The sequence below is a fragment of the Pseudoxanthomonas sp. G3 genome (assembly GCF_057654715.1).
Map to the genome: position 1 here is coordinate 564,320 of NZ_CM172805.1, position 20,783 is coordinate 585,102.

Sequence of the window (20,783 nt, forward strand, 5' to 3'; positions counted from 1 at the left end):
CGCCATTGCATCCCGCGTTACCGGACCCCATCCATGAAACCGACCTCCCTGCTGCTGGCCGCCACCGTCCTGATGAGCACCCCGATCTCCTCCGCCCTCGCCGCCACCGCCACGCCGCCCGACGTGGCCAAGAAGCCGCACGTGGTGAAGGCGCCGCACGGTGCCGAACGCAACGACGAGTACTACTGGCTGCGCGATGACAAGCGCGAGAACAAGGAGATGCTGGCGTACCTCAACGCCGAGAACGCCTACACCGATGCGCTGCTGGCGCCGCTGAAGCCGCTGGAGGACAAGCTCTACAACGAGGTCGTCGCCCGCATCAAGCAGGACGATGCCAGCGTGCCGTACCGCGAGCGAGGCTGGTGGTACTACGCCCGCTTCGTGGCCGGCAAGGACTATCCGGTGCACGCGCGTCGCAAGGACGGCCCGGGCGTGGACGCGGTGTCCATCCAGAAGGCCAACGAGGCCGGCGACTTCGCCGGGGAAGAGGTGCTGCTGGATGTCAACGCGCTGGGCGCCGGCAAGGACTACTACAACGTCGGCGACTACGAAGTCAGCCAGGACAATACCCTGCTGGCCTATGCCGACGACACCAACGGCCGCCGCCAGTACACGATCCGCTTCAAGAACCTGCAGACCGGTGAAGTGCTGGCGGACACGGTGACCAACGCCGAGCCGAACCTGGTCTGGTCCGACGACGGCCGCACGCTGTTCTACGTCGACAAGGATCCGGAAACCCTGCTCAGCAAGCGCGTGAAGTCGCACGTGCTGGGCACGCCGTCCAGCCAGGACAAGCTGGTCTACGAAGAGGAAGACGACAGCTTCTACATGGGCATCGGCCGCAGCCGCGACGACAAGTTCATCTGCATCAGCGTCGAGAGCACAGTCTCTTCCGAGATGCGCTGCACGCCCGCCGCCAGTCCGGGCGTGTTCACCGTGCTGGCGCCGCGCGAGCGCGACGTCGAGTACCAGGCCGACCACCTCGGCGACCGCTGGGTGATCCGCACGAATGCCGATGGCGCGACCAACTTCAAGCTGGTCACCGCGCCGACCGATTCGACGTCGCGCAAGGACTGGAAGGATTGGATCGCGCACCGCGACGATGTGTTCGTCGAGGGTTTCGAACTGTTCGACGGTTTCAGCGTCGTGTCCGAGCGCGCCAACGCGCTGGAAAGCCTGCGCGTGATCAAGGCCGACGGCAGCAGCGACTACGTCAAGGCCGACGAGCCCGCGTATTCGATGGGCCTGTCCGCCAATCCCGAGACCGGCACCGATTGGCTGCGTTATGGCTACACGTCGATGACCACGCCGGCCACGACCTACGAGATCAACGTCAAGACCGGCGAGCGCCGGCAGCTCAAGCAGCAGCCGGTGCCGGGCTACGACGCCTCGCAGTACGTGACCGAGCGCGTGTGGGTGCCCGCCCGCGACGGCAAGACGAAGATCCCGGTGACGCTGGTCTACAAGAAGGGCTTCAAGCGCGACGGCACCGCCCCGCTGCTGCAGTACGGCTACGGCAGCTACGGCGCGTCGATGGATCCCAACTTCAGCGTCACCAACGTCAGCCTGCTGGACCGCGGCGTGGTGTATGCCTTGGCCCACATCCGCGGCGGCCAGGAAATGGGCCGCACCTGGTACGACGACGGCAAGCTGTACCACAAGGTCAACACGTTCACCGACTTCATCGACGTCACCGACTACCTGGTGAAGGAAGGCTACGCGGCGAAGGATCGCGTGGCGGCGATGGGCGGCAGCGCCGGCGGCCTGCTGATGGGCGCGGTGTCGAACATGGCGCCGGAAAAGTACAAGGTCATCCTGACCCTGGTGCCGTTCGTCGACGTGGCGACCACGATGCTGGACCCGACCATTCCGCTGACCACCAACGAGTACGACGAGTGGGGCAACCCGGAAGAGAAGGGGTATTACGACTACATCCTGACCTATTCGCCCTACGACAACCTGCAGGCCAAGGCCTACCCGGCGATGTTCGTCGGCACCGGCCTGTGGGATTCGCAGGTGCAGTACTGGGAGCCGGCCAAGTACGTCGCCCGCCTGCGCGACCTCAACACCGGCAAGGGCCCGGTCGTGTTCCGTACCAACATGGAAGCCGGCCACGGCGGCAAGTCGGGCCGCTTCCGCCAGTACCGCGAGCGCGCCGAGATGTTCGCCTTCATGCTGGACCAGCTGGGCGTCGCGTCGAAGTAACCGTCGCATGTACGCAGGACCACCGAACGAGCCGGGGAAACCCGGCTCGTTCCGTTTGGCGAAGCCTGCGCCGACCGGCGGCGCTCAGGTCGCCGCGACCGTGGCCGATAGCCATAGACATCGAGGGTGAGTGGAGTGAGTCATGGCAGGATGGGGTGCGGTCATCCGGTCCGCGCAACTCGTCTTTGCGCCGTCCGCCACCGATTTGGGGTACAAGGTCGCCGTGCACGACACGTCTCCTCCGCCTGAGCGTGACCTTCCCAAGCCCCGGCCGACCCGCTTGCGCTGGGCCTGGTGGTTGCTGGCCTATGCCAGCCTGGGGATGGGCATCCTCGGCGTGTTCGTCCCGGGGCTGCCGACGACGGTCTTCATCCTGATCGCGGCGTATGCAGCCTCGCGCGGTTCCGACCGGCTGCACCGCTATCTGGTCGCGCATCCGCGCTTCGGGCCGATGATCCACGACTGGCACCTGCATCGCGCGGTCTCGCGCAAGGCCAAATGGGCCGCGACCACGGCGATGGTCGTGTGCGCGGCGGTGCTGCTCGCGTTGATGGTGTGGGTCGGGCCGCATCGGTGGTGGATGGTCGCGTTGCCGATCGCATGCATGGCGGTCGTCGCCACCTGGTTGTGGATGCGACCGGAACCGTCTCACTGAGCGCGCTGCCGCGTTCATCGCCCTGTGGCTATACTCGCGGCATGAACCGGAACGCCCGTCTTTTCGCCGCCGCCGCCCTGATGGCGGCCCTGTCCGCCTGCGGAGCCAAGGGTCCGCTGTTCCTGCCGGAAAAGCCGGCCGAAGAGCCCCCGGTCACCCCGGTGACGACGCCCGAGACCCCGCCCGCACCGACGCTGCCGGCCGAACCGCCGATCGATCCGGCCACCGTGCCGGCCACCGACGGGAATGGTTGAGCCGGCCCGCACGCGGGGGACGTCCATGCGTTTCACCAAGATGCACGGCGCGGGCAACGACTTCGTCGTGCTGGACCTGCGCGACGGGCTGCCGCCACCGGATGCCGCGCTGGCCGCACGCCTGGCCGATCGCCATCGCGGCGTGGGTTGCGATCAGATCCTGACCATCGAGCCGCCGCGTTCGTCCGGCGCGGTCGCGGCGTACGGCATCTGGAACGCCGACGGTTCGCCGTCGCAGCAATGCGGCAATGGCGCACGCTGCGTGGCGGCGTGGCTGGTGCGCGATGGCGCGGCGCGAGGCGAAACGTTCCTCGTCGACAGCCCGTTGGCCACGCATGGCGTCGAGCGCATCGGCGAGGATCGCTACGCGATCGCCATGGGGGTGCCGGAATTCGCGCCGGCGCGCATCCCGTTGCGGGGGTTCGATCAGCCGCATGCCGAATACGACGCCGATGTCGATGAAGGCGTGAAGCTGCGCTTCGGCGCCGTGTCGATGGGCAATCCGCATGCCGTGATCGAGGTGCCGTCCGCGGATGCCGCGCCCGTGCGCCACTACGGTCCGCTGCTGCAGCGCTCGCCGCATTTCCCGGAATCGGTCAACGTCGGTTTCGCCGAAGTCGTCGCGCGCGACCGCGTGCGCCTGCGCGTCTACGAGCGCGGGGTCGGCGAGACGCTGGCCTGCGGCAGTGGCGCCTGCGCGGCCGCGGCGGTGCTGATCCGCCGCGATCGCGTGGACCGTGACGTGGCCATCGCGCTGCCGGGTGGCGAGCTGCGCATCCGCTGGCCGTCCGACGATGCGCCGGTCATCATGTCCGGACCAGCGGCATTCGTATTCGAAGGGGAATGGAAAGCATGAGCGAGACACTCGAAAAGCTGGGCGCCCACGAAGTCGCGGCCTGGCTTCGCCGGCACCCGACGTTCCTCAAGCAGTTCCCCGACCTGGCCCTGAGCCTGGTGGTGCCGCGCGACGACGGTCCGACCGCGTCGCTGGCCAGTTACCAGCTGGAGGTCCTGCGCGACAAGAACCGCGAACTGTCCAAGCGCCTCAACGACCTGTTCGGCAACGCGCAGGAGAATGAACGCCTGGCCGTGCGCACGCACCAGCTGGCGCTCACGCTGATGAAGCAGGGCAGCGCCGCCGACACGGTCCGTGCGATGGCGGCGGCGCTGGCCGAGGATTTCAATGGCGATCGCGTCAGCATCGTCCTGCTCGAGCCCATCGCCGGCCTGGAGGAGAACGAGTGGCTGCAGGTCGTGCCGGCCGACAACCCGCACATGGCACCGTTCCGCGACTGCCTGCGCGATGGCGAGCCGATCTGTGGCCGCCTGCAGCCCGAGAAGCACGTGTTGCTGTACGGCTCGCGCGCCGAAGAAGTCGCCTCGTCGGCGCTACTGCCGTTGCCCGGCATCGGCCTGGTCGCCGTCGGCAGCCGTGACAGCAACCGCTTCTACCCGGGCATGGGCACGCTGTTCCTGCGCATGATGGGCGAGACGCTGGCGACGGCGTTGAAGCGGTTCGATGGTTGAGCGGACGCTGGCCTCTCCTTCCGTCATTCCGGCGAACGCCGGAATCCATTTCGCTCTTGCGCTTTCGATGTGCCGCGCAAGACACACGCAAAGGCCACATGGATTCCGGCGAACGCCGGAATGATGGACCACAGGAATGTACGCAGTCGCCGACTTTCTCGCCCATCTTGAGGTCGAACGCCGCGTCTCCGCGCACACGCTGGATGCCTACCGGCGCGATCTCGCCGCGCTGACGGACTGGGCGCAGGCACAGCAGACCGCCGACGTGGCCGACCTGCAAGCCGAACAGCTGCGCGGCTTCGTCGCCGCCGAGCATCGCCGTGGGCTGTCGCCCAAGAGCCTGCAACGGCGTCTGTCGGCCTGTCGCAGCTTCTACCAGTGGCTGCTGAAGCACGGCCGTATCGCAGCCAGTCCTGCCGCGGCGCTGCGGGCGCCCAAGGCGCCGCGCAAGCTGCCGCAAGTGCTGGACGCCGATGAAGCGGTGCGCCTGGTCGAAGTGCCCACCGACGCGCCGCTCGGCAGGCGCGATCGCGCGCTGCTGGAGCTGTTCTATTCCTCCGGCCTGCGCCTGAGCGAGCTGTGCACGCTGCGCTGGCGCGATCTCGACATGGCCGGCGGCATGGTCAACGTGCTCGGCAAGGGCAGCAAGGAGCGGCGCGTGCCGGTTGGATCGCATGCGCGCCGTGCGCTGGAAGAATGGCGCCAGGAGCGTCCTGCCGGCAACGAGGCATTCGTTTTTCCGGGGCGCGGCGACGGGCCGCTCTCGCAGCGCGCCGTGCAGATCCGCATCAAGCAGCTGGCGCAGCGGCAAGGGCTGTTCAAGCACGTGCATCCGCATATGCTGCGCCACAGTTTCGCCAGCCATATCCTCGAATCCTCCGGCGACCTGCGCGGCGTGCAGGAATTACTCGGCCACGCCGATATCGCCACGACGCAGATCTACACGCACCTGGACTTCCAGCACCTGGCCAAGGTGTACGACGCGGCGCATCCCAGGGCCAAGCGGAAGAAATAAGAAGCCGTAGAGCCGTAGGCTGGGATGAAGCAACGCGTAATCCCAGCATCGGGATGCCGGGCGGTGGCATGCTGGGATTCCGCTGCGCTGCATCCCAGCCTACGGCGGGCGGCTCCCCTGCCCATGTCGCTGACCCGAAGGTCATGCTTGAACCGCTGTCTCGCGTCCCCACCTCTGGGGGAACACCCCGGAGGCCTCCATGGACCCCAGCCAGAATCCAAACGTCTTCCACGCCACCACGATCCTGTCCGTGCGGCGCAACGGCCGCGTCGCCGTCGCCGGCGATGGCCAGGTGACGCTGGGCCACACCGTGATGAAGGGCAATGCGCGCAAGGTGCGCCGGCTCGGCCGCGATGGCCAGGTGCTGGCCGGTTTCGCCGGCGCCGCAGCCGATGCGTTCACGCTTTTCGAATTGTTCGAAGCCAAGCTGGAGAAACATGGCCAGCTGACGCGGGCCGCCGTCGAACTGGCGAAGGATTGGCGCACCGAGCGCCGCCTCGGCAAGCTCGAGGCGCTCCTGGCCGTCGCCGACAAGGAAACCTCGCTGATCATCAGCGGCACCGGCGACGTCATCGAGCCGGAGGACGGCATCATCGCCATCGGCTCGGGGGGCTCCTACGCGCTGTCGGCTGCACGCGCGCTGCTTGCCCACACCGAACTCGATGCGAAGTCCATTGCCGTCGAGTCGCTGAACATCGCCGGCGACATCTGCATCTACACCAACCGCAACGTGGTGGTCGAGGAGCTCTGAGCTCCCGCCCCTGATCGCAGCCCATCGAATACATCCCCATGACCGAAAATTCCTCATCCACGATGACCCCGCGCGAGATCGTGCAGGAACTGGACCGCCACATCGTCGGCCAGCAGGCCGCCAAGCGCGCGGTGGCGATCGCGCTGCGCAACCGCTGGCGCCGCATGCAGCTGGACGCCAGCCTGCGCAATGAGGTGATGCCGAAGAACATCCTGCTGATCGGCCCGACCGGCGTCGGCAAGACCGAGATCGCGCGCCGCCTGGCGACGCTGGCCAACGCGCCGTTCGTGAAGGTCGAAGCCACGCGCTTCACCGAAGTCGGTTACGTGGGCAAGGACGTCGAGCAGATCGTCCGCGACTTGGCCGACACCGCGGTGAAGATGTACCGCGAGCAGGCCAAGGCGCGCATGCGCACGCAGGCCGAGGAGCGTGCGGAAGACCGTATCCTCGACGCCCTGCTGCCGCGTCGCGAAGGCGCGGGTGGCGGCTTCGGCTTCGGTGCGAACACCACCACCGTCGACATCGGCGCGGAGCCATCGTCGAAGGAATCCGAAACGCGGCAGAAGCTTCGCCGCCAATTGCGCAACGGCGACCTGGACGAGCGCGAGATCGAGCTCGAGCTCTCCGCCAACGTCGGCGTCGACATCATGACGCCGCCCGGCATGGAGGAGATGGGTCAGCAGCTGCGCCAGATGTTCTCCAACCTGGGCGGTGGCAAAACCCACAAGCGCACCGTGACGATCAAAGCCGCGCGTCCGCAGCTGATCGAAGAGGAAGCCGGCAAGCTGGTCAACGAGGACGACATCCGCGCCGCCGCCATCGAAGCCTGCGAACAGCACGGCATCGTCTTCATCGACGAGATCGACAAGGTCGCCAAGCGCAGCGGCAACGTCGGCGGCGCCGATGTCAGCCGCGAGGGCGTGCAGCGCGACCTGTTGCCGCTGGTGGAAGGCAGCAACGTCTCGACCAAGTACGGCACGGTGAAGACGGACCACATCCTGTTCATCGCGTCCGGCGCGTTCCACCTGGCCAAGCCCAGCGACCTGATCCCGGAACTGCAGGGCCGCTTCCCGATCCGCGTCGAACTGTCGGCGCTGAGCAAGGAGGACTTCATCCGCATCCTCACCGAGCCCAAGGCGGCGCTCAGCAAGCAATACGTTGAGCTGATGAAGACCGAAGGCGTGGCGTTGCGTTTCAGCGACGACGCCATCGACCGTCTCGCCGAGATCGCCGCGCTGGTCAACGAGCGCCAGGAGAACATCGGCGCACGCCGCCTGCACACCGTGCTCGAGCGCCTGCTGGACGCGCTGAGCTACGAAGCCCCTGACCGCGACGGCCAGAGCATCACCATCGACCGCGCCTACGTCGACGCGCATCTGGGCGAGCTGGTGCAGGACCCGGACCTCAGCCGCTACATCCTGTAAACGGAACCTCGTAGAGCGGAGCTTGCTCCGCTGCTTCTGCGCGTGTTCCGAAAAAGCGACCAAGTAGTGCGGGTTCGAGCAAGCTCGACTCTACGGCGGTGCGTCGGGAGGCGGGCGCGTCGCGTCGGTTACAATCGATGCGTCTTCCTCCCACCTTCGTTTCCATGAGCACGTTGCCTCCCTGTCCCCAGTGCGCCTCGGCCTATACCTACGAGGACGGCGTGCAGCTGGTGTGTCCGGAGTGCGGCCACGAGTGGTCTGCCGAAGCTGCCGGCGCCAGCGACGACGCGCGCGTGATCAAGGACGCCAACGGCAACCTGCTGCAGGACGGCGACACCGTCACCGTCATCAAGGACCTGAAGGTCAAGGGTTCGTCGCTGGTGGTGAAGGTGGGCACCAAGGTCAAGAACATCCGCCTGGTCGACGGCGACCACGACATCGATTGCAAGATCGACGGCATCGGCGCGATGAAGCTCAAGTCGGAGTTCGTCCGCAAGGCTTGAGTGGGACCTCAATCCTCGCCGATATCCTCGTTCCACACCTCGGGATTGGCGCGGATGTAGTCGCCGAGCATCGTGATGCATTCCTCGCTCTGCAGGTCGATGACCTCGACGCCGGAGTCGCGCAGCCAGTCGATGCCGCCCTGGAAGGTCACCGATTCGCCCACCACGACCGTGCCGATGTTGAACTGGCGCACCAGCCCGCTGCAGTACCAGCACGGCGCCAGCGTGGTGACCATGATCGTGTCGCGGTAGCGGCGCTGACGGCCGGCCTTGCGGAAGGCATCGGTCTCGCCGTGCACGGAGGGGTCGCCTTCCTGCACCCGACGGTTGTGGCCGCAGCCGAGCAGGCGTCCGTCGTTGTGGTAGAGCGCCGCGCCGATGGGAATGCCGCCCTCGGCCAGGCCCTGGCGGGCTTCGGCGACGGCGGTTTCGAGCAGGGCGCGGTAGTCGATCATGGGGTTCTCGGACGGGGGAGCGTGACGCGGCTCTAGGAATCCAGCTTCACATATCGCCTAGTGTGACGCCACTCGCAGCGCGCTCCGCGACGTGTCTGGCATCCAGGCAGGTGCGGGACAGGCCGCCCGGAGGAGCCAGGGGATCATGGACAAGGACATCATCACGATGGGTCGCGGTTTCGCGCTCGTCTTCGGCGTGGCCATGGCCGCGCTGGCGGGCGCGGAGGCGCGTGCGCAGACCATCGAGCAGGGGTTGCTGCAACTCGAGTGGGGCGATCCGGCGCCGGCGCCCGCAGGCGCTCCCCGCGAGGCGACACGTTTCCGCGCGCATCTGGTGAAGGACGACGGCAGCCGGCTCGCGCTGGATCCTGCGCAGGCGCGCAAGGCGGCGGGCGATCTGTACGTGCTGGCCAACCGCCGCGTGGCGATTGCGTTCGGCGTGCCGGGCAAGCTGATGCCGTCGGCCCCGCCCATTGAGGCCATCGTCCCGGCGGATCGCGTCACCCAATCGGCGCAGGCCAGCGGTGCGGTCGCGCGCGTGGCGGCCGCTGCGCCGGTCGGCGGGGTCACCCGCTGGGTCACGCTGATGTGCAAGTTCAGCGACATCGCCACCGAGCAGAAGGCACTTCCTTTCTTCCAGTCCCAGTACGGCGAGTCGGTCGGCCAACTGGGCCACTACTGGCGCGAGGTGTCTTACAACAAGATCAGCCTGACAGGCAGCAGCGCCTATGGCTGGTTCACCCTGCCGCAACCGCGGAGTTACTACGTCACCCAGGAGAACGGCAAGGACAAGGCGGACCTGCGGAAACTCTTTGCTGACTGTGGCGCGGCGGCCGACGCGACCGTCGACTTCGCCAGCGTGCAGGGCGTGAACATGATGTTCAACGGGGAGTTGGACGGCTACGCGTGGGGCGGCGGTAGTTGTGCCCCGTTGGAGGGGCGCGCCAGTTTCTGCACGCGCGTGACCTGGAACCCGCCGTGGTCCTTCAGCAACCTGGCGCCGCTCGCGCACGAAATGGGGCACGGCTACGGCCTGCCGCATTCGGACAACTCCGATGGCGACGACGATACCTACGACAACCCGTGGGACGTGATGAGCGATGGCTGGAGCAACGTGGTGCGTGATGCCACGTACGGCGCCCGGCCCAAGCACATCAACATCTTCCAGCGCCATCGCCTGAGCTGGGTGGATGCCGCGCGCCAGCAGGTGTTGGTGCTGGGCGACCTCGCGACGCGCCAGATCGCGCTCGACTACGCGCACATCGCCGGATCCACCAACGTGCAGATGCTCGTGCTGTCGCTCTCGCCGCAAGCCGATCCGTACGCCACGGTGGTGTACACGCTGGAGGCCCGCAAGCGCGAAGGTGCATACGAGGGGGCGCTGGCCGGTGATGCGGTGATCATCCACAAGATCCAGGCTTCGGGCACCGCCTACAGCATGGATGCGGACGTCCCGCCGGCCGATACCGCCAACAACGAGGGGTCGATGTTCAAGGTCGGCGAGCGCTGGCTCACGCCGGAAGGAACGCATGCGGTGACCGTCACCGCGCAGACCGCCACGGGATTTCTGTTGACCGTCGGGCCGCCGCGGGTGATGAGCAGCCCCAATCCACCGCGCCTGAAGCCGAGCGGCACCTCGGCATCGTCCATGCCGGCGACCACGGGCACGCAGGTCCAGGTGGGGCGTACGCGTGCGCCGACGACCGCGCCATGCGCGAAGCCCGCGGGTCCCCGTGGGGGTTGTTCGACGCGCGAGCGCTGACGCGTAGGGGAATCCCCGACGCGACGGCATCGCGTTTGCGGACGCGCATCGCAGTTCGGAACATCCGCGAACAGAAACCCTCAAGCCGCCCACGTAGCGGCCGACATCGCAGCATGGCGGTGCCATTCCGGCCCGCTCGCCGTGAGTGGAGTCGCGCGTGGTCCATCAACGATTCGCCGACGCGCGACGGTCGTGCGCGCATGCGTGGGCCGTCGGATTCGTGTTGGCACTGGCATGCATGTTCGTCGCGGTACCGTCCCGTGCGGACAACGTCGTGCAGGGCATCCTGCAGCTGCAGTGGGCGGATCCTCCGCGCCCGGCGCCAGGCCGTGCGCAGGCCGCACCGCACCTGGACGTCTGGCTCGAGACTGCGCCGGGGCAGCGTATCGCGCTCGATGCCGCGCAGGCGCGCCGCGCGGCGGGCGACCTGTACGCGCTCGCCAACCGCCACGTCGCCGTGTCTTACCAGACGCCGGCCGCGAAGACGCAGCGCGTCGTATCCCTCGCGCCGACCATCGACGCGATCGTTCCCACGGGCCGCGTCGCCGCGCGCGCCACGGTCGCAGGCGCGGACGCGCGCGTGATGGCCGCGGCGCCGGTGCAGGGCAGCACGCGCTGGGTGACGCTGATGTGCAAGTTCGCCGACATCGCCACCGAGCAGAAGCCGCGCGAGTTCTTCCAGTCCCAGTACGGCAATGCGCCGGGCCAACTCGGCCACTACTGGTCGGAAGTGTCGTACGGGCAGATCGATCTGGCCGGCAGTTCCGCGCACGGGTGGTATGCGTTGCCGCATCCGCGCGAGGCCTATCTGACCGTCGTCAACGGCAAGCAGAAAGCGCAGCTGTCGCAGCTTTTCATCGACTGCGCCGCGGCAGCGGATGCCGAGGTCGACTTCCGGGGCGTACAGGGCGTGAACCTGATGTTCAATGGCGAACTGGACGGCAACGCCTGGGGCGGCGGTGCCTGCGCCACGCTGGACGGCGCCTATACCTGCACGCGGGTGACGTGGAGCCCGCCGTGGTCGTTCGCGAACCTGGCGCCGCTCGCCCACGAAATGGGCCACGGTTACGGCCTGCCGCACTCCAACAACTCCGATGGCGACGCCGATACCTACGACAACCCGTGGGACCTGATGAGCGATGCATGGCGCAACGCCGCCAGCGATGCCACCTTCGGTACGCTGCCCAAGCACGTCACCATGTACCAGCGCGAGCGGCTGGGCTGGTTGCCCGCCGCGCGCAAGCGCACGATCGGTGCCGACAACCAGGAGACGTACGAGTTCGTCCTGGATGCCGGCAGCCTGCGTGATTCGTCCAATACGCAACTGGTGATCCTCGCGCTGCCGACGCAGGCGGACCCCTACAAGACGGTGATCTACACGCTGGAAGCGCGCCGGCGCACCGGCACCTACGAATCCAAGCTCGCCGGCGATGCGGTGATCATCCACACGCTGGAGGATTACGGCATCGCCTACAGCATCGATGCAGCCACGCCGGTCGCCGACGTGTCCAACAACGAGGGTTCGATGCTCAAGGTCGGCGAGCGCTGGAACACGCCCGACGAACGCCACTGGGTCGAAGTCGTCGCCGCTACGGCGGAGGGGTTCCGCGTGCGCGTGGGCCCGCGGCCCCGCTCGATGAGCTCGCCTGCGCCGGCGCTGGTGAAGCCCGCCACGCCCACGGCTTCATCGCAGCCGCCGGTGGGTAGCCGCACGCCCACGATGCCCGTGTCTACGACGCGCGCCGGTACGGCGGCGGGGCGCTGCAACGCGTTGCCCCGCCTGCTGCGGCACCCGGTCCTGTGCACGCTCCTGGAGCCGTGAAACAGGCGGCGACCCGGCCCACCCGTCGTAGTGCGATAATCGGGGCATGAGCGAATCCCCCTACGAGCGCGGCACCACCCATTTCGGCTTCCGCGACGTCGCCGCCCGCGAGAAGCAGAAGCTGGTCGGCGAGGTCTTCACCTCGGTCGCCGGCAAGTACGACCTGATGAACGACCTGATGAGCCTGGGCATCCATCGGGTCTGGAAGCGCTATTTCGTGGGCACATGCCAGGTCAAGCGCGGCGATCGCGTGCTTGACCTCGCCGGCGGTACCGGCGATATCGCCGCGCTGCTGAAGGACCGCGTGGGCGATACCGGGCAGATCGTGCTGGGCGACATCAACGCCGGCATGCTGTCGGTGGGTCGCGACCGCCTGACCGACCGCGGCCTGGTGCAGGGTCTGGAGTACGTGCAGTGCAACGCCGAGGCCTTGCCGTTCCCGGATGCCAGCTTCGATCTGGTCACGATCGCCTTCGGGCTGCGCAATGTCACCGACAAGGACGCCGCGTTGCGCGAAATGCATCGCGTGCTGAAGGTGGGCGGACAGGCGCGCGTGCTGGAGTTCTCGGAAGTGACCGTCGACTGGTTCAAGCCGGTCTACGATTTCCATTCGTTCAAGGTGCTGCCGAAGCTGGGGCAGCTGTTCGCCCAGGATGCCGGCAGCTACCAGTACCTGGCCGAGAGCATCCGCAAGCACCCGCCGCAGGCGGAACTGCAGGGCATGATGGACGCGGCCGGTTTCGCCCGGACCCGCTTCCGTAACCTGTCGGCCGGCATCGTGGCCATCCACACCGGCTACAAGGTCTGAGGGGCGCGGGGTCAGGGACCACGGGTCGCACGGCGCGGTAAACTGGCGGCTTCCCCCGATCGCTGGAAGTCCCCTGATGCGTTCACTGGCTTTGCTGTTGTCCTGCGCTGCCGTACTGGCGGCCGGGTGCTCCAAGGAACCCGAGACCACGCCCGTGGCCACGCCCAAGAAACCCGCCGTCGCCCAGGTCGCGGACCACGACGAGCACTCCTACGCCGAACCGCAGAAGGTCGCCATCGCTGACCTGGCCCTGGACATCGCCGTCGACTTCGACACCAAGACCATCGGCGGCACCGCCACCTACACCCTGGACTGGAAGGACAAGGCCGCCACCCAGCTGGTGCTGGATACGCGCGACCTGAACATCGAAAAGGTCGAGGGCGAGGCCAATAACGCCTGGGCGCCGCTGCAGTACGCGCTGGCCGCCAAGGATCCGGTGCTGGGCAGCAAGCTGACCATCGAGACGCCGGCGCGCAACGCCAAGGTCAGGGTCACCTACAAGAGCTCGCCGGAGGCCTCGGGCCTGCAGTGGCTGACGCCGGAAATGACCGAGGGCAAGCAGCTGCCCTTCATGTTCAGCCAGTCGCAGCAGATCCATGCGCGCAGCTGGGTGCCGCTGCAGGACACGCCGCAGGTGCGCTACACCTACAGCGCGCACGTGACCTCGCGCCCGGACGTGATGGTGCTGATGAGCGCCGACAACGATCCGGCTGCGGCGCGCGATGGCGACTACACCTTCAAGATGCCGCAGAAGATCCCGTCGTACCTGATGGCGATCGCCGCAGGCGACCTGGTCTTCAAGCCGATCTCCGCGCGCAGCGGTGTGTGGGCCGAGCCGGCGATGGTCGACAAGGCCACGAAGGAGTTCGAAGACACCGAGAAGATGATCGCCACCACCGAGCAGCTGTACGGCCCCTACCGCTGGGATCGCTACGACATGCTGGTGCTGCCGCCGTCGTTCCCGTACGGCGGCATGGAGAACCCGCGCCTGAGCTTCATCACGCCCACCGTGATCGTCGGCGACAAGACGCTGGTCTCGCTGATCGCGCATGAACTGGCGCACAGCTGGTCGGGTAACCTGGTGACCTTCTCCAGTGCCAAGCACGGTTGGCTCAACGAGGGCTTCACCAGCTACGTGGAGAACCGCATCGTCGAATCCCTGTATGGCAAGGAACAGTCCAGCATGGAGTACGCGATCGCGCGCAATGGCCTGAAGAAGGAAATCGCCACCATGCCGGAGGCCACGCAGGCGCTGGCGGTGAAGCCGGGCACGAAGCTGGATGCCGACGACGCGCTCAGCGCCGTGTCCTACGACAAGGGCGCGTGGTTCCTGCAGATGCTGGAGGAGCGTTTCGGCCGGCAGGAGTTCGACGCCTTCCTGCGCGGCTACTTCGACCACTTCGCCTTCCAGAGCATCACCACCGAGCAGTTCCTGGATTACGCGAAGAAGCACTTGTTCGACAAGCACCCCAACCTGGTCAGCGATGCGGAGATCCAGGAGTGGATCTACGCGCCGGGCATCCCGGCGGGCGCCCCGCAGGTGCAATCGCGTGGCTTCTCCAACACCGATACCGCGCGCATCGCGTGGCAGGGCAGCGGCCAGCTGCCGAATCCGCAGCTCACCAACACCTGGATCACCCAGCAGTGGGTGCACTTCATCGAGGGCATGGGCGACAAGCTCACCGTCGAACAGGTGAAGCAGCTCGATGACGCCTACCACTTCACCAGTACCGCCAATGGCGAGATCGCCATGCGCTGGTACCCGCTGACGATCCGCAGCGGCTACGTGGATGCGCGCCCGGAAATCGCCAAGTTCATCGAGCGTGTCGGTCGTCGCAAGCTGATCATGCCGATCTACGAGGAACTGGTGAAAACGCCGGATGGCCTGGCGTTCGCGCAGGAGACCTTCGCACGCGCCAAGCCGGGCTACCACCCGATCACGACCGGTTCGGTCGAGGCCGTGCTGGCGAAGGCCTCGGCAGGCCAGTAAGGCATGCCGGTTCGCCTGGCCCGTGCAAGGACGGTCGCCCTCGTGGCGGCCGTTCTCGTTTGCGCGCTGCTCGCCTGGGTCTGGCGCGATCCGATGGCGCCCCTGCGCGGCGCGATGGCGTTGCAGGGCTGGTGGATCGGCCTGACCGAAGCGCGCGTGCGCATCGGCGACCATCGCTGGGCTTACGACGAGCGCGAAGCGGAAACGCCCGGCGCGCCGACGGTGGTGCTGGTGCACGGCTTCACCGGCAGCAAGGAAAACTGGTATCCGCTGGCGGAGCGCCTGGGCGGGCACTATCGGCTGGTGATTCCGGATCTGCCCGGCTGGGGCGAAAGCCAGCGCGTGGCCGGTGCCGACTATGGCTTCGTCGCGCAGGCCGATCGCCTTGCGGCGTTTCTGCAGGCGATCCAGCGCGAGGGCAGCCCCATCGTGCTGGTCGGTCACTCGATGGGTGGCGGCATCGTCGCCCTCGTGGCCGCACGACATCCGGAACGGGTCGCGCGCGTGGCCCTGATCGACGCGGCCGGCGTGCGCTTCCGTGACAACCGCTTCGGCGAGGAAGTTCTGGCTGGCGGCAATCCGTTCGCGGTCCACGACGAAGCGTCGCTGCAGCGCTACCTGGACACGGTATTCAACGATCGCGCCGCGCAACCTCCGCTGCCGTGGCCGGTGTCGCGGGCGGTGATCGACTGGCGCATTGCTCAGGCGCCGTTCGAGCAGCAGGTACTGGATCGCATCGGCCGCAGCAGCGAGCGCTTCCTGCCGGGCGAGGCGGCGGCCTCGATCCGGCAGCCGGCGCTGCTGCTGTGGTGCCGGCAGGACAAGGTGATCGACGCCAGTGCGATGGCGCTGTACGCCGCGCAGATGCCGCAGGCGCTGCAGGTTTCACTCGAGGGTTGCGGCCATATGTCCATCATGGAAAGACCCGATGACGTGGCGGCCTCGGTCGCCCTGTTGATTGAACGAGGAACGGCAAGATGAACAAGCATGTAGGGAAGGGACTGCTGCTGGCGGCGTGCATCCTCGCCTTGGCGGGCTGTGGCGACCGCGAGGCCGAGCGCGCCGCGGCCGCTGCCGCGCAGGCGGCGGCGCAGGAGCAGCAGGCCGACGAGGTGGCGAAGAAGTACGACAGCGCGGTGGCCTCGCGCGACTGGGACATGGCGCGCATCCACGGCGTTGCGCTGCTCGACCAGTACCCGGAAAGCGCCGCCGCCAAGCGGATCGGCCCCGGGCTGGAGGAGATCAAGGCCAAGGCCGAGGGCGCGCGCGAGCAGCGCCGGATGGAATCGCTGTGGGACTACTCGCAGGTCGCCGCGGACGGGGGCACGCAGCGCTCCGCGGCCATCCTCAGCAAGGATCCGGTCGACGTGGACGGCAGCGGCGCCAAGCCGGTGCAGCTGGTGTTCCGTGACCATCCGAAGTGGAAGCGCAGCAGCTACCTCGTGCTGCAGGCCAGCGATTTCGCCAAGGCGTGCTACAGCCGCTGCAGCGTCAGCGCGGTCGCCGACGGCGCCGCGGCGCGGAAGATGTCGGCCAACCGCCCCGATACCGACGAAGCGACGGCGATGTTCGTCGACGACAACAAGGCGCTGTGGCGCCTCGCGCGCAAGACGCAAGTGCTGGAGATCGAGTTTCCGGTGAAGAACGGCGGGACCCGCAAGGCCGTGTTCGAGACCGGCGGCCTGGATGGCAGCCAGATGCCCGGCTGGGACTGATCCGGCGAAGGGTCCGCGTCAAGCCGCGGCGATGACCCGGTTCCGTCCCATCGCCTTGGCGCGATAGAGCGCGTTGTCGGCCTGGTGCAGCAGATCCTCGAGACGGCCGGCGTCACCGCCCGACGACACCGCGACCCCGACGCTGACGGTCACATCCAGCGTGCGGCCGTCATCGAGCAGCACGGGTTCGCTGGCGATCAGCGTAGCCGCTCGCCGACCGCAAGTGCGGCGTCGGCCTCCACGCCCGGCAGCAGCACCGCGAATTCTTCGCCGCCGAAGCGGCCGAACAGGCCGTCCTCGCGCAGGTGCGTTTGCATGCGCTGCGCGAAGGCCGCCAGCACCGCATCGCCGGCCGCGTGGCCGTGTCGGTCGTTGACCGACTTGAAGTGGTCCAGGTCCAGCATCATCGCCGCGACCGGGGCCTCGTCCTCGCGGCTCCGGTCGAGCCGCTGCCGCCCGCGCCTCAGGAACGCACTGCGATTGAGCACGCCGGTCAGCGCATCGTGGTCGGCGGCATGGTTCAAGGTGGCGAGCAGGTGGTTGCGGGCGGCGTTCACGCTGGCCACCGTCAGCGGCGCCACCGCGAGCAGGGCCATGCCCATCCGCAGCGAGATCACCGGCTGCACGCTGGCTTCCTGCAGCTGCAGGTCGATGAGGCCGGTGGCGATCGCGATCAGCGTCCACATGCACAGCAGCATCGTGACCAGGGCGGTGGTGAACAGCCGGTAGGCCAGCGCGCACCACAGCAGCGCCGGGACCGGGAACGCAATGGCCCCGGGCCCCCCGATGGCCACGCCCAGCAGGATCGCCAACGCCAGTGCGACCACCGGCAGCACCAGCGCCGGACGATGCCGGGCGCGCCCGGCCTGTCCGCGCAGCGTGCGCACGAAGCCGGCCGGGGACGGCGCCAGCAACACCACGGGCAGGATGGCGACGTAGCTGACCAGTTCGGCGGAGAACCAGAAACCGCTCGCCGTCAGGAACCCCATCCGCAGCATCGCGTGCGAGGTCAGGCTGCCCACCAGGCTGGCGGCCAGCGCCGCCACGGCGGACACCGCGAGCACCCACAGCATCGATAGCGGGTGCTGCAGGCGCCTGTCCTCGTGGCGGACGTGGCGGAAGAGCAGATAACCCGCCAGCACGCCGGCCAGGTTGGCCGAGGTCAGGCGAAGGGTGGTCGGCAGCGACGTGCCGGTCAGCAGGTCGGCCGCCACGTAGCCGAGCGCAGCGGCCGCCCAGCCCGCGGGCGAGGCCAGCCCGGGCTTGCGAGCGAACAGGCCCAGCAGCAGGGCGTTGGTGGGCCAGAACGAGGCCAGTTGGTGCTCCGGCCGGGTCAGGATGCCGAGGCCGCTGGCGGCGAAGACGACGCCCGCCACCCACAGGGCCTGCAGGGCCAGGCGCCGGAACGTCGCGAACGGCGACTCGGGAGCCGTGGGGTCCCGTGGAGTGGAGTGCCGAACCTGCCCGACCATGTTGCCCCTGCCCGATAACCGACTGCGCGGGGGTAAGACCATCCCCGGTTCCCCCGGGGACTACCTTACGCCAGGCGCGTGACGCTCGGGCAAGTGCCTGCGGGGTAGGGCGGGTGTCGCAGCAGGCTTACAGGGCGTAGCCGAACTGCTGCTTGAACTGTTCGTTGAACTCGTCGAAGTCGAAGCGCTGGTTCTGCGTACCCGGGTGTTCGACCTTCAGGGCGCCCATCAGGTTGCCCATGCGGCCAATGGTCAGCCAGTCGTAGCCCTTCTCGATGCCGTAGATCAGGCCGGCGCGGAACGCGTCGCCGCAACCGGTGGGGTCGGTCACGCGGCGCTCGTGCGCCGGCGGGATGTCGTAGGTCTTCTCGGGCGTGTGGATCTGCGAGCCGTGCGGGCCGCGGGTGGTGATGTAGGCCTTGACGCGCTTGACGATGTCGGCCTCGCTCCAGCCCGTACGCTCCTGCAGCAGGTTGGATTCGTAGTCGTTGACCGTGACGTAGTCGGTCAGCTCGATGAACTGGCGCAGTTCTTCGCCGTTGAACAGCGGCATGGCCTGGCCCGGGTCGAAGATGAAGGGGATGCCGGCGTCGGCGAACTCGGCCGCGTTCTGCAGCATGCCCTCGCGCCCGTCGGGGCTGACGATGCCGAAGGTCACCCCGGCCACGTCCTTCACGTGGTTCTCGTAGCTACGCATCATCGCGCCCGGGTGGAACGCGGTGATCTGGTTGTTGTCGTGGTCGGTGGTGATGAACGCCTGCGGGGTGAACAGCTCGTCGATCACCTTCACCTGGGACAGGGTGATGCCCTGTTCGACGAAATGCTCGCGATACGGGCCGAAGTCCTGGCCCACCGTGGCCATCGGGATCGGGTCGCCGCCCAGCAGCTTCAGGTTGTAGGCGATGTTGCCCGCGCAGCCGCCGAACTCGCGGCGCATGCGCGGCACCAGGAACGACACGTTCAGGATGTGCACCTTGTCCGGCAGGATGTGGTTCTTGAACTGGTCCGGGAACACCATGATGGTGTCGTAGGCAAGGGAACCACAGATCAGTGCGGACATCGGCGAACTCGGCTGGAGAGGGTGCGGCCGTCCCGGGCCGCCCGGAAAAAGCGGGACGTGCGCCCCATTCCCGGCGCGCCGGTGCGAAGGTTACCGGCTGGGGCCGGCGGCGACCAGCCTCGGCCGGCGGCGCTACGCATGCCGACATCGTCGCTCGCGCGCAGGCGCGGCGACGGCGCAGGGTGTTTTCCCCGCGGATTCACGAGATTTTTCCTTGCCCGCTCCATGCCGGATTGCTAGGCTAGCCGACTTATTTTTTGCCCAAAAAATCGCCATTCCGCGCGATTTCGGCCTCCAGCAGGAACCCGTCCCCCGATGTTCAAGAAGCTCCGCGGCATGTTCTCCAACGACCTGTCCATCGACCTGGGCACGGCCAATACCCTGATCTACGTACGCGGGCAGGGCATCGTGCTGAACGAACCTTCGGTCGTGGCGGTGCGCCAGGACCGCGCGATCGGCGGATCGCGTTCGGTCGCGGCGGTGGGCGCCGAGGCCAAGCAGATGCTCGGACGTACCCCGGGCCACATCACCACCATCCGCCCGATGAAGGACGGCGTGATCGCCGACTTCACCTACACCGAGGCGATGCTGAAGTACTTCATCAAGAAGGTGCACAAGTCGCGCTTCCTGCGTCCCAGCCCACGCGTGCTGGTCTGCGTGCCGGCCGGCTCCACCCAGGTCGAGCGACGCGCCATCAAGGAGTCGGCCGAGGAGGCCGGCGCGCGCGACGTCTACCTGATCGAGGAGCCCATGGCGGCGGCGATCGGCGCCGGCATGCCGGTGACCGAGGCGCGCGGCTCGATGGTCATCGACATCGGCGGCGGCACCACCGAGGTCGCCGTGATCTCGCTGAACGGCATCGTCTACTCGCAGTCGGTCCGCATCGGCGGCGACCGCTTCGACGAGTCCATCACCAACTACGTGCGCCGCAACCACGGCATGCTGATCGGCGAAGCCACCGCCGAGCGCATCAAGCTGGAAATCGGTTGCGCCTACCCGCAACCCGAAGTGCAGGAGATGGAGATCTCCGGCCGCAACCTCGCCGAGGGCGTGCCGAAGATGATCAAGATCAACTCCAATGAAGTGCTGGAGGCCCTGCACGAACCGCTGTCCGGCATCGTCAGCGCGGTCAAGCTGGCGCTGGAACAGACCCCGCCGGAACTCTGCGCCGACGTCGCCGAGCGTGGCATCGTCCTGACCGGCGGCGGCGCCCTGCTGCGCGACCTGGACCGCCTGATCAGCGAGGAGACCGGCCTGCACGTGCAGGTGGCCGACGATCCGCTGACCTGCGTGGCCCGTGGCGGTGGCCGCGCGCTGGAGCTGGTCGACATGCACGGCAATGAGTTCTTCGCGCCGGAATGATGA

18 protein-coding genes and 1 pseudogene are annotated in these 20,783 nt (G+C 67.7%); 16 read left to right on the plus strand and 3 right to left on the minus strand.

Going from position 1 to position 20,783, the window contains the following annotated elements; all coding sequences use genetic code 11:
* The first annotated feature begins 33 nt into the window (after positions 1-33).
* The 9 genes from AC23D6_RS02540 to AC23D6_RS02580 all read left to right on the plus strand — a co-directional run bounded on the left by AC23D6_RS02540 (position 34) and on the right by AC23D6_RS02580 (position 8,334).
* Positions 34-2,205: a S9 family peptidase gene (locus AC23D6_RS02540; protein WP_487751273.1), complete on the plus strand. Its 2,172-nt coding sequence runs from the start codon at positions 34-36 to the stop codon at positions 2,203-2,205.
* Between the two features lie 322 nt (positions 2,206-2,527).
* On the plus strand, positions 2,528-2,860 hold the full coding sequence (locus AC23D6_RS02545; RefSeq protein WP_487752555.1) for a YbaN family protein: 333 nt from the start codon (positions 2,528-2,530) through the stop codon (positions 2,858-2,860).
* Positions 2,861-2,901: 41 nt separating this feature from the next.
* Positions 2,902-3,114, plus strand: coding sequence for an LPS translocon maturation chaperone LptM (gene lptM, locus AC23D6_RS02550; RefSeq protein WP_487751274.1), 213 nt, complete (start codon positions 2,902-2,904; stop codon positions 3,112-3,114).
* Complete coding sequence (gene dapF, locus AC23D6_RS02555) at positions 3,107-3,970, plus strand: diaminopimelate epimerase (protein ID WP_487751275.1); 864 nt, start codon at positions 3,107-3,109, stop codon at positions 3,968-3,970. The genes lptM and dapF overlap by 8 nt, the downstream gene beginning before the upstream one ends.
* Complete coding sequence (locus AC23D6_RS02560) at positions 3,967-4,641, plus strand: DUF484 family protein (protein WP_487751276.1); 675 nt, start codon at positions 3,967-3,969, stop codon at positions 4,639-4,641. The genes dapF and AC23D6_RS02560 overlap by 4 nt, the downstream gene beginning before the upstream one ends.
* A gap of 136 nt (positions 4,642-4,777) precedes the next feature.
* Positions 4,778-5,656, plus strand: a complete 879-nt coding sequence (gene xerC / locus AC23D6_RS02565) for a tyrosine recombinase XerC (RefSeq protein WP_487751277.1) — start codon at positions 4,778-4,780, stop codon at positions 5,654-5,656.
* Positions 5,657-5,855: 199 nt separating this feature from the next.
* A complete protein-coding gene (gene hslV, locus AC23D6_RS02570) occupies positions 5,856-6,407 on the plus strand; it encodes an ATP-dependent protease subunit HslV (RefSeq protein WP_336188267.1) in 552 nt (183 codons plus the stop codon).
* 38 nt (positions 6,408-6,445) lie between these two features.
* Entirely contained in the window at positions 6,446-7,831 is a 1,386-nt protein-coding gene (hslU, locus tag AC23D6_RS02575) for an ATP-dependent protease ATPase subunit HslU (RefSeq protein WP_487751278.1), read from the plus strand.
* A gap of 164 nt (positions 7,832-7,995) precedes the next feature.
* On the plus strand, positions 7,996-8,334 hold the full coding sequence (locus tag AC23D6_RS02580; RefSeq protein WP_487751279.1) for a zinc ribbon domain-containing protein YjdM: 339 nt from the start codon (positions 7,996-7,998) through the stop codon (positions 8,332-8,334).
* Positions 8,335-8,342: 8 nt separating this feature from the next.
* Here the strand turns inward: AC23D6_RS02580 and AC23D6_RS02585 are convergent, their stop codons facing one another.
* Positions 8,343-8,789, minus strand: coding sequence for a nucleoside deaminase (locus tag AC23D6_RS02585; protein WP_487751280.1), 447 nt, complete (start codon positions 8,787-8,789; stop codon positions 8,343-8,345).
* A gap of 145 nt (positions 8,790-8,934) precedes the next feature.
* On the opposite strand from AC23D6_RS02585, the gene AC23D6_RS02590 reads away from it, so the two are divergent.
* From AC23D6_RS02590 to AC23D6_RS02615, 6 genes are all read left to right on the plus strand, one after another.
* The gene (locus AC23D6_RS02590; protein ID WP_487751281.1) at positions 8,935-10,551 is read left to right on the plus strand and encodes a metallopeptidase domain-containing protein; all 1,617 of its coding nucleotides are present in this window, start codon (positions 8,935-8,937) and stop codon (positions 10,549-10,551) included.
* Positions 10,552-10,774: 223 nt separating this feature from the next.
* Positions 10,775-12,373 carry a metallopeptidase domain-containing protein gene (locus AC23D6_RS02595; protein ID WP_487751282.1) on the plus strand — a complete coding sequence of 533 codons (1,599 nt, stop codon included), beginning with the start codon at positions 10,775-10,777 and terminating at the stop codon, positions 12,371-12,373.
* 46 nt (positions 12,374-12,419) lie between these two features.
* On the plus strand, positions 12,420-13,181 hold the full coding sequence (gene ubiE, locus AC23D6_RS02600) for a bifunctional demethylmenaquinone methyltransferase/2-methoxy-6-polyprenyl-1,4-benzoquinol methylase UbiE (protein ID WP_487751283.1): 762 nt from the start codon (positions 12,420-12,422) through the stop codon (positions 13,179-13,181).
* 76 nt (positions 13,182-13,257) lie between these two features.
* Positions 13,258-15,171 carry a M1 family metallopeptidase gene (locus tag AC23D6_RS02605; RefSeq protein ID WP_487751284.1) on the plus strand — a complete coding sequence of 638 codons (1,914 nt, stop codon included), beginning with the start codon at positions 13,258-13,260 and terminating at the stop codon, positions 15,169-15,171.
* Positions 15,172-15,174: 3 nt separating this feature from the next.
* Positions 15,175-16,152 carry an alpha/beta fold hydrolase gene (locus tag AC23D6_RS02610; protein WP_487751285.1) on the plus strand — a complete coding sequence of 326 codons (978 nt, stop codon included), beginning with the start codon at positions 15,175-15,177 and terminating at the stop codon, positions 16,150-16,152.
* Positions 16,149-16,886 (plus strand): hypothetical protein, encoded by a 738-nt coding sequence (locus AC23D6_RS02615; protein ID WP_487751286.1) that lies wholly within the window; start codon positions 16,149-16,151, stop codon positions 16,884-16,886. Before AC23D6_RS02610 ends, AC23D6_RS02615 begins: the two co-directional genes overlap by 4 nt.
* A gap of 18 nt (positions 16,887-16,904) precedes the next feature.
* Here the strand turns inward: AC23D6_RS02615 and AC23D6_RS02620 are convergent.
* A pseudogene (locus AC23D6_RS02620) lies at positions 16,905-18,400 on the minus strand (GGDEF domain-containing protein).
* 85 nt (positions 18,401-18,485) lie between these two features.
* Complete coding sequence (locus tag AC23D6_RS02625) at positions 18,486-19,418, minus strand: carbohydrate kinase family protein (protein WP_487751287.1); 933 nt, start codon at positions 19,416-19,418, stop codon at positions 18,486-18,488.
* Between the two features lie 315 nt (positions 19,419-19,733).
* On the opposite strand from AC23D6_RS02625, the gene AC23D6_RS02630 reads away from it, so the two are divergent.
* A complete protein-coding gene (locus tag AC23D6_RS02630) occupies positions 19,734-20,780 on the plus strand; it encodes a rod shape-determining protein (protein ID WP_341724161.1) in 1,047 nt (348 codons plus the stop codon).
* Positions 20,781-20,783: the final 3 nt, after the last annotated feature.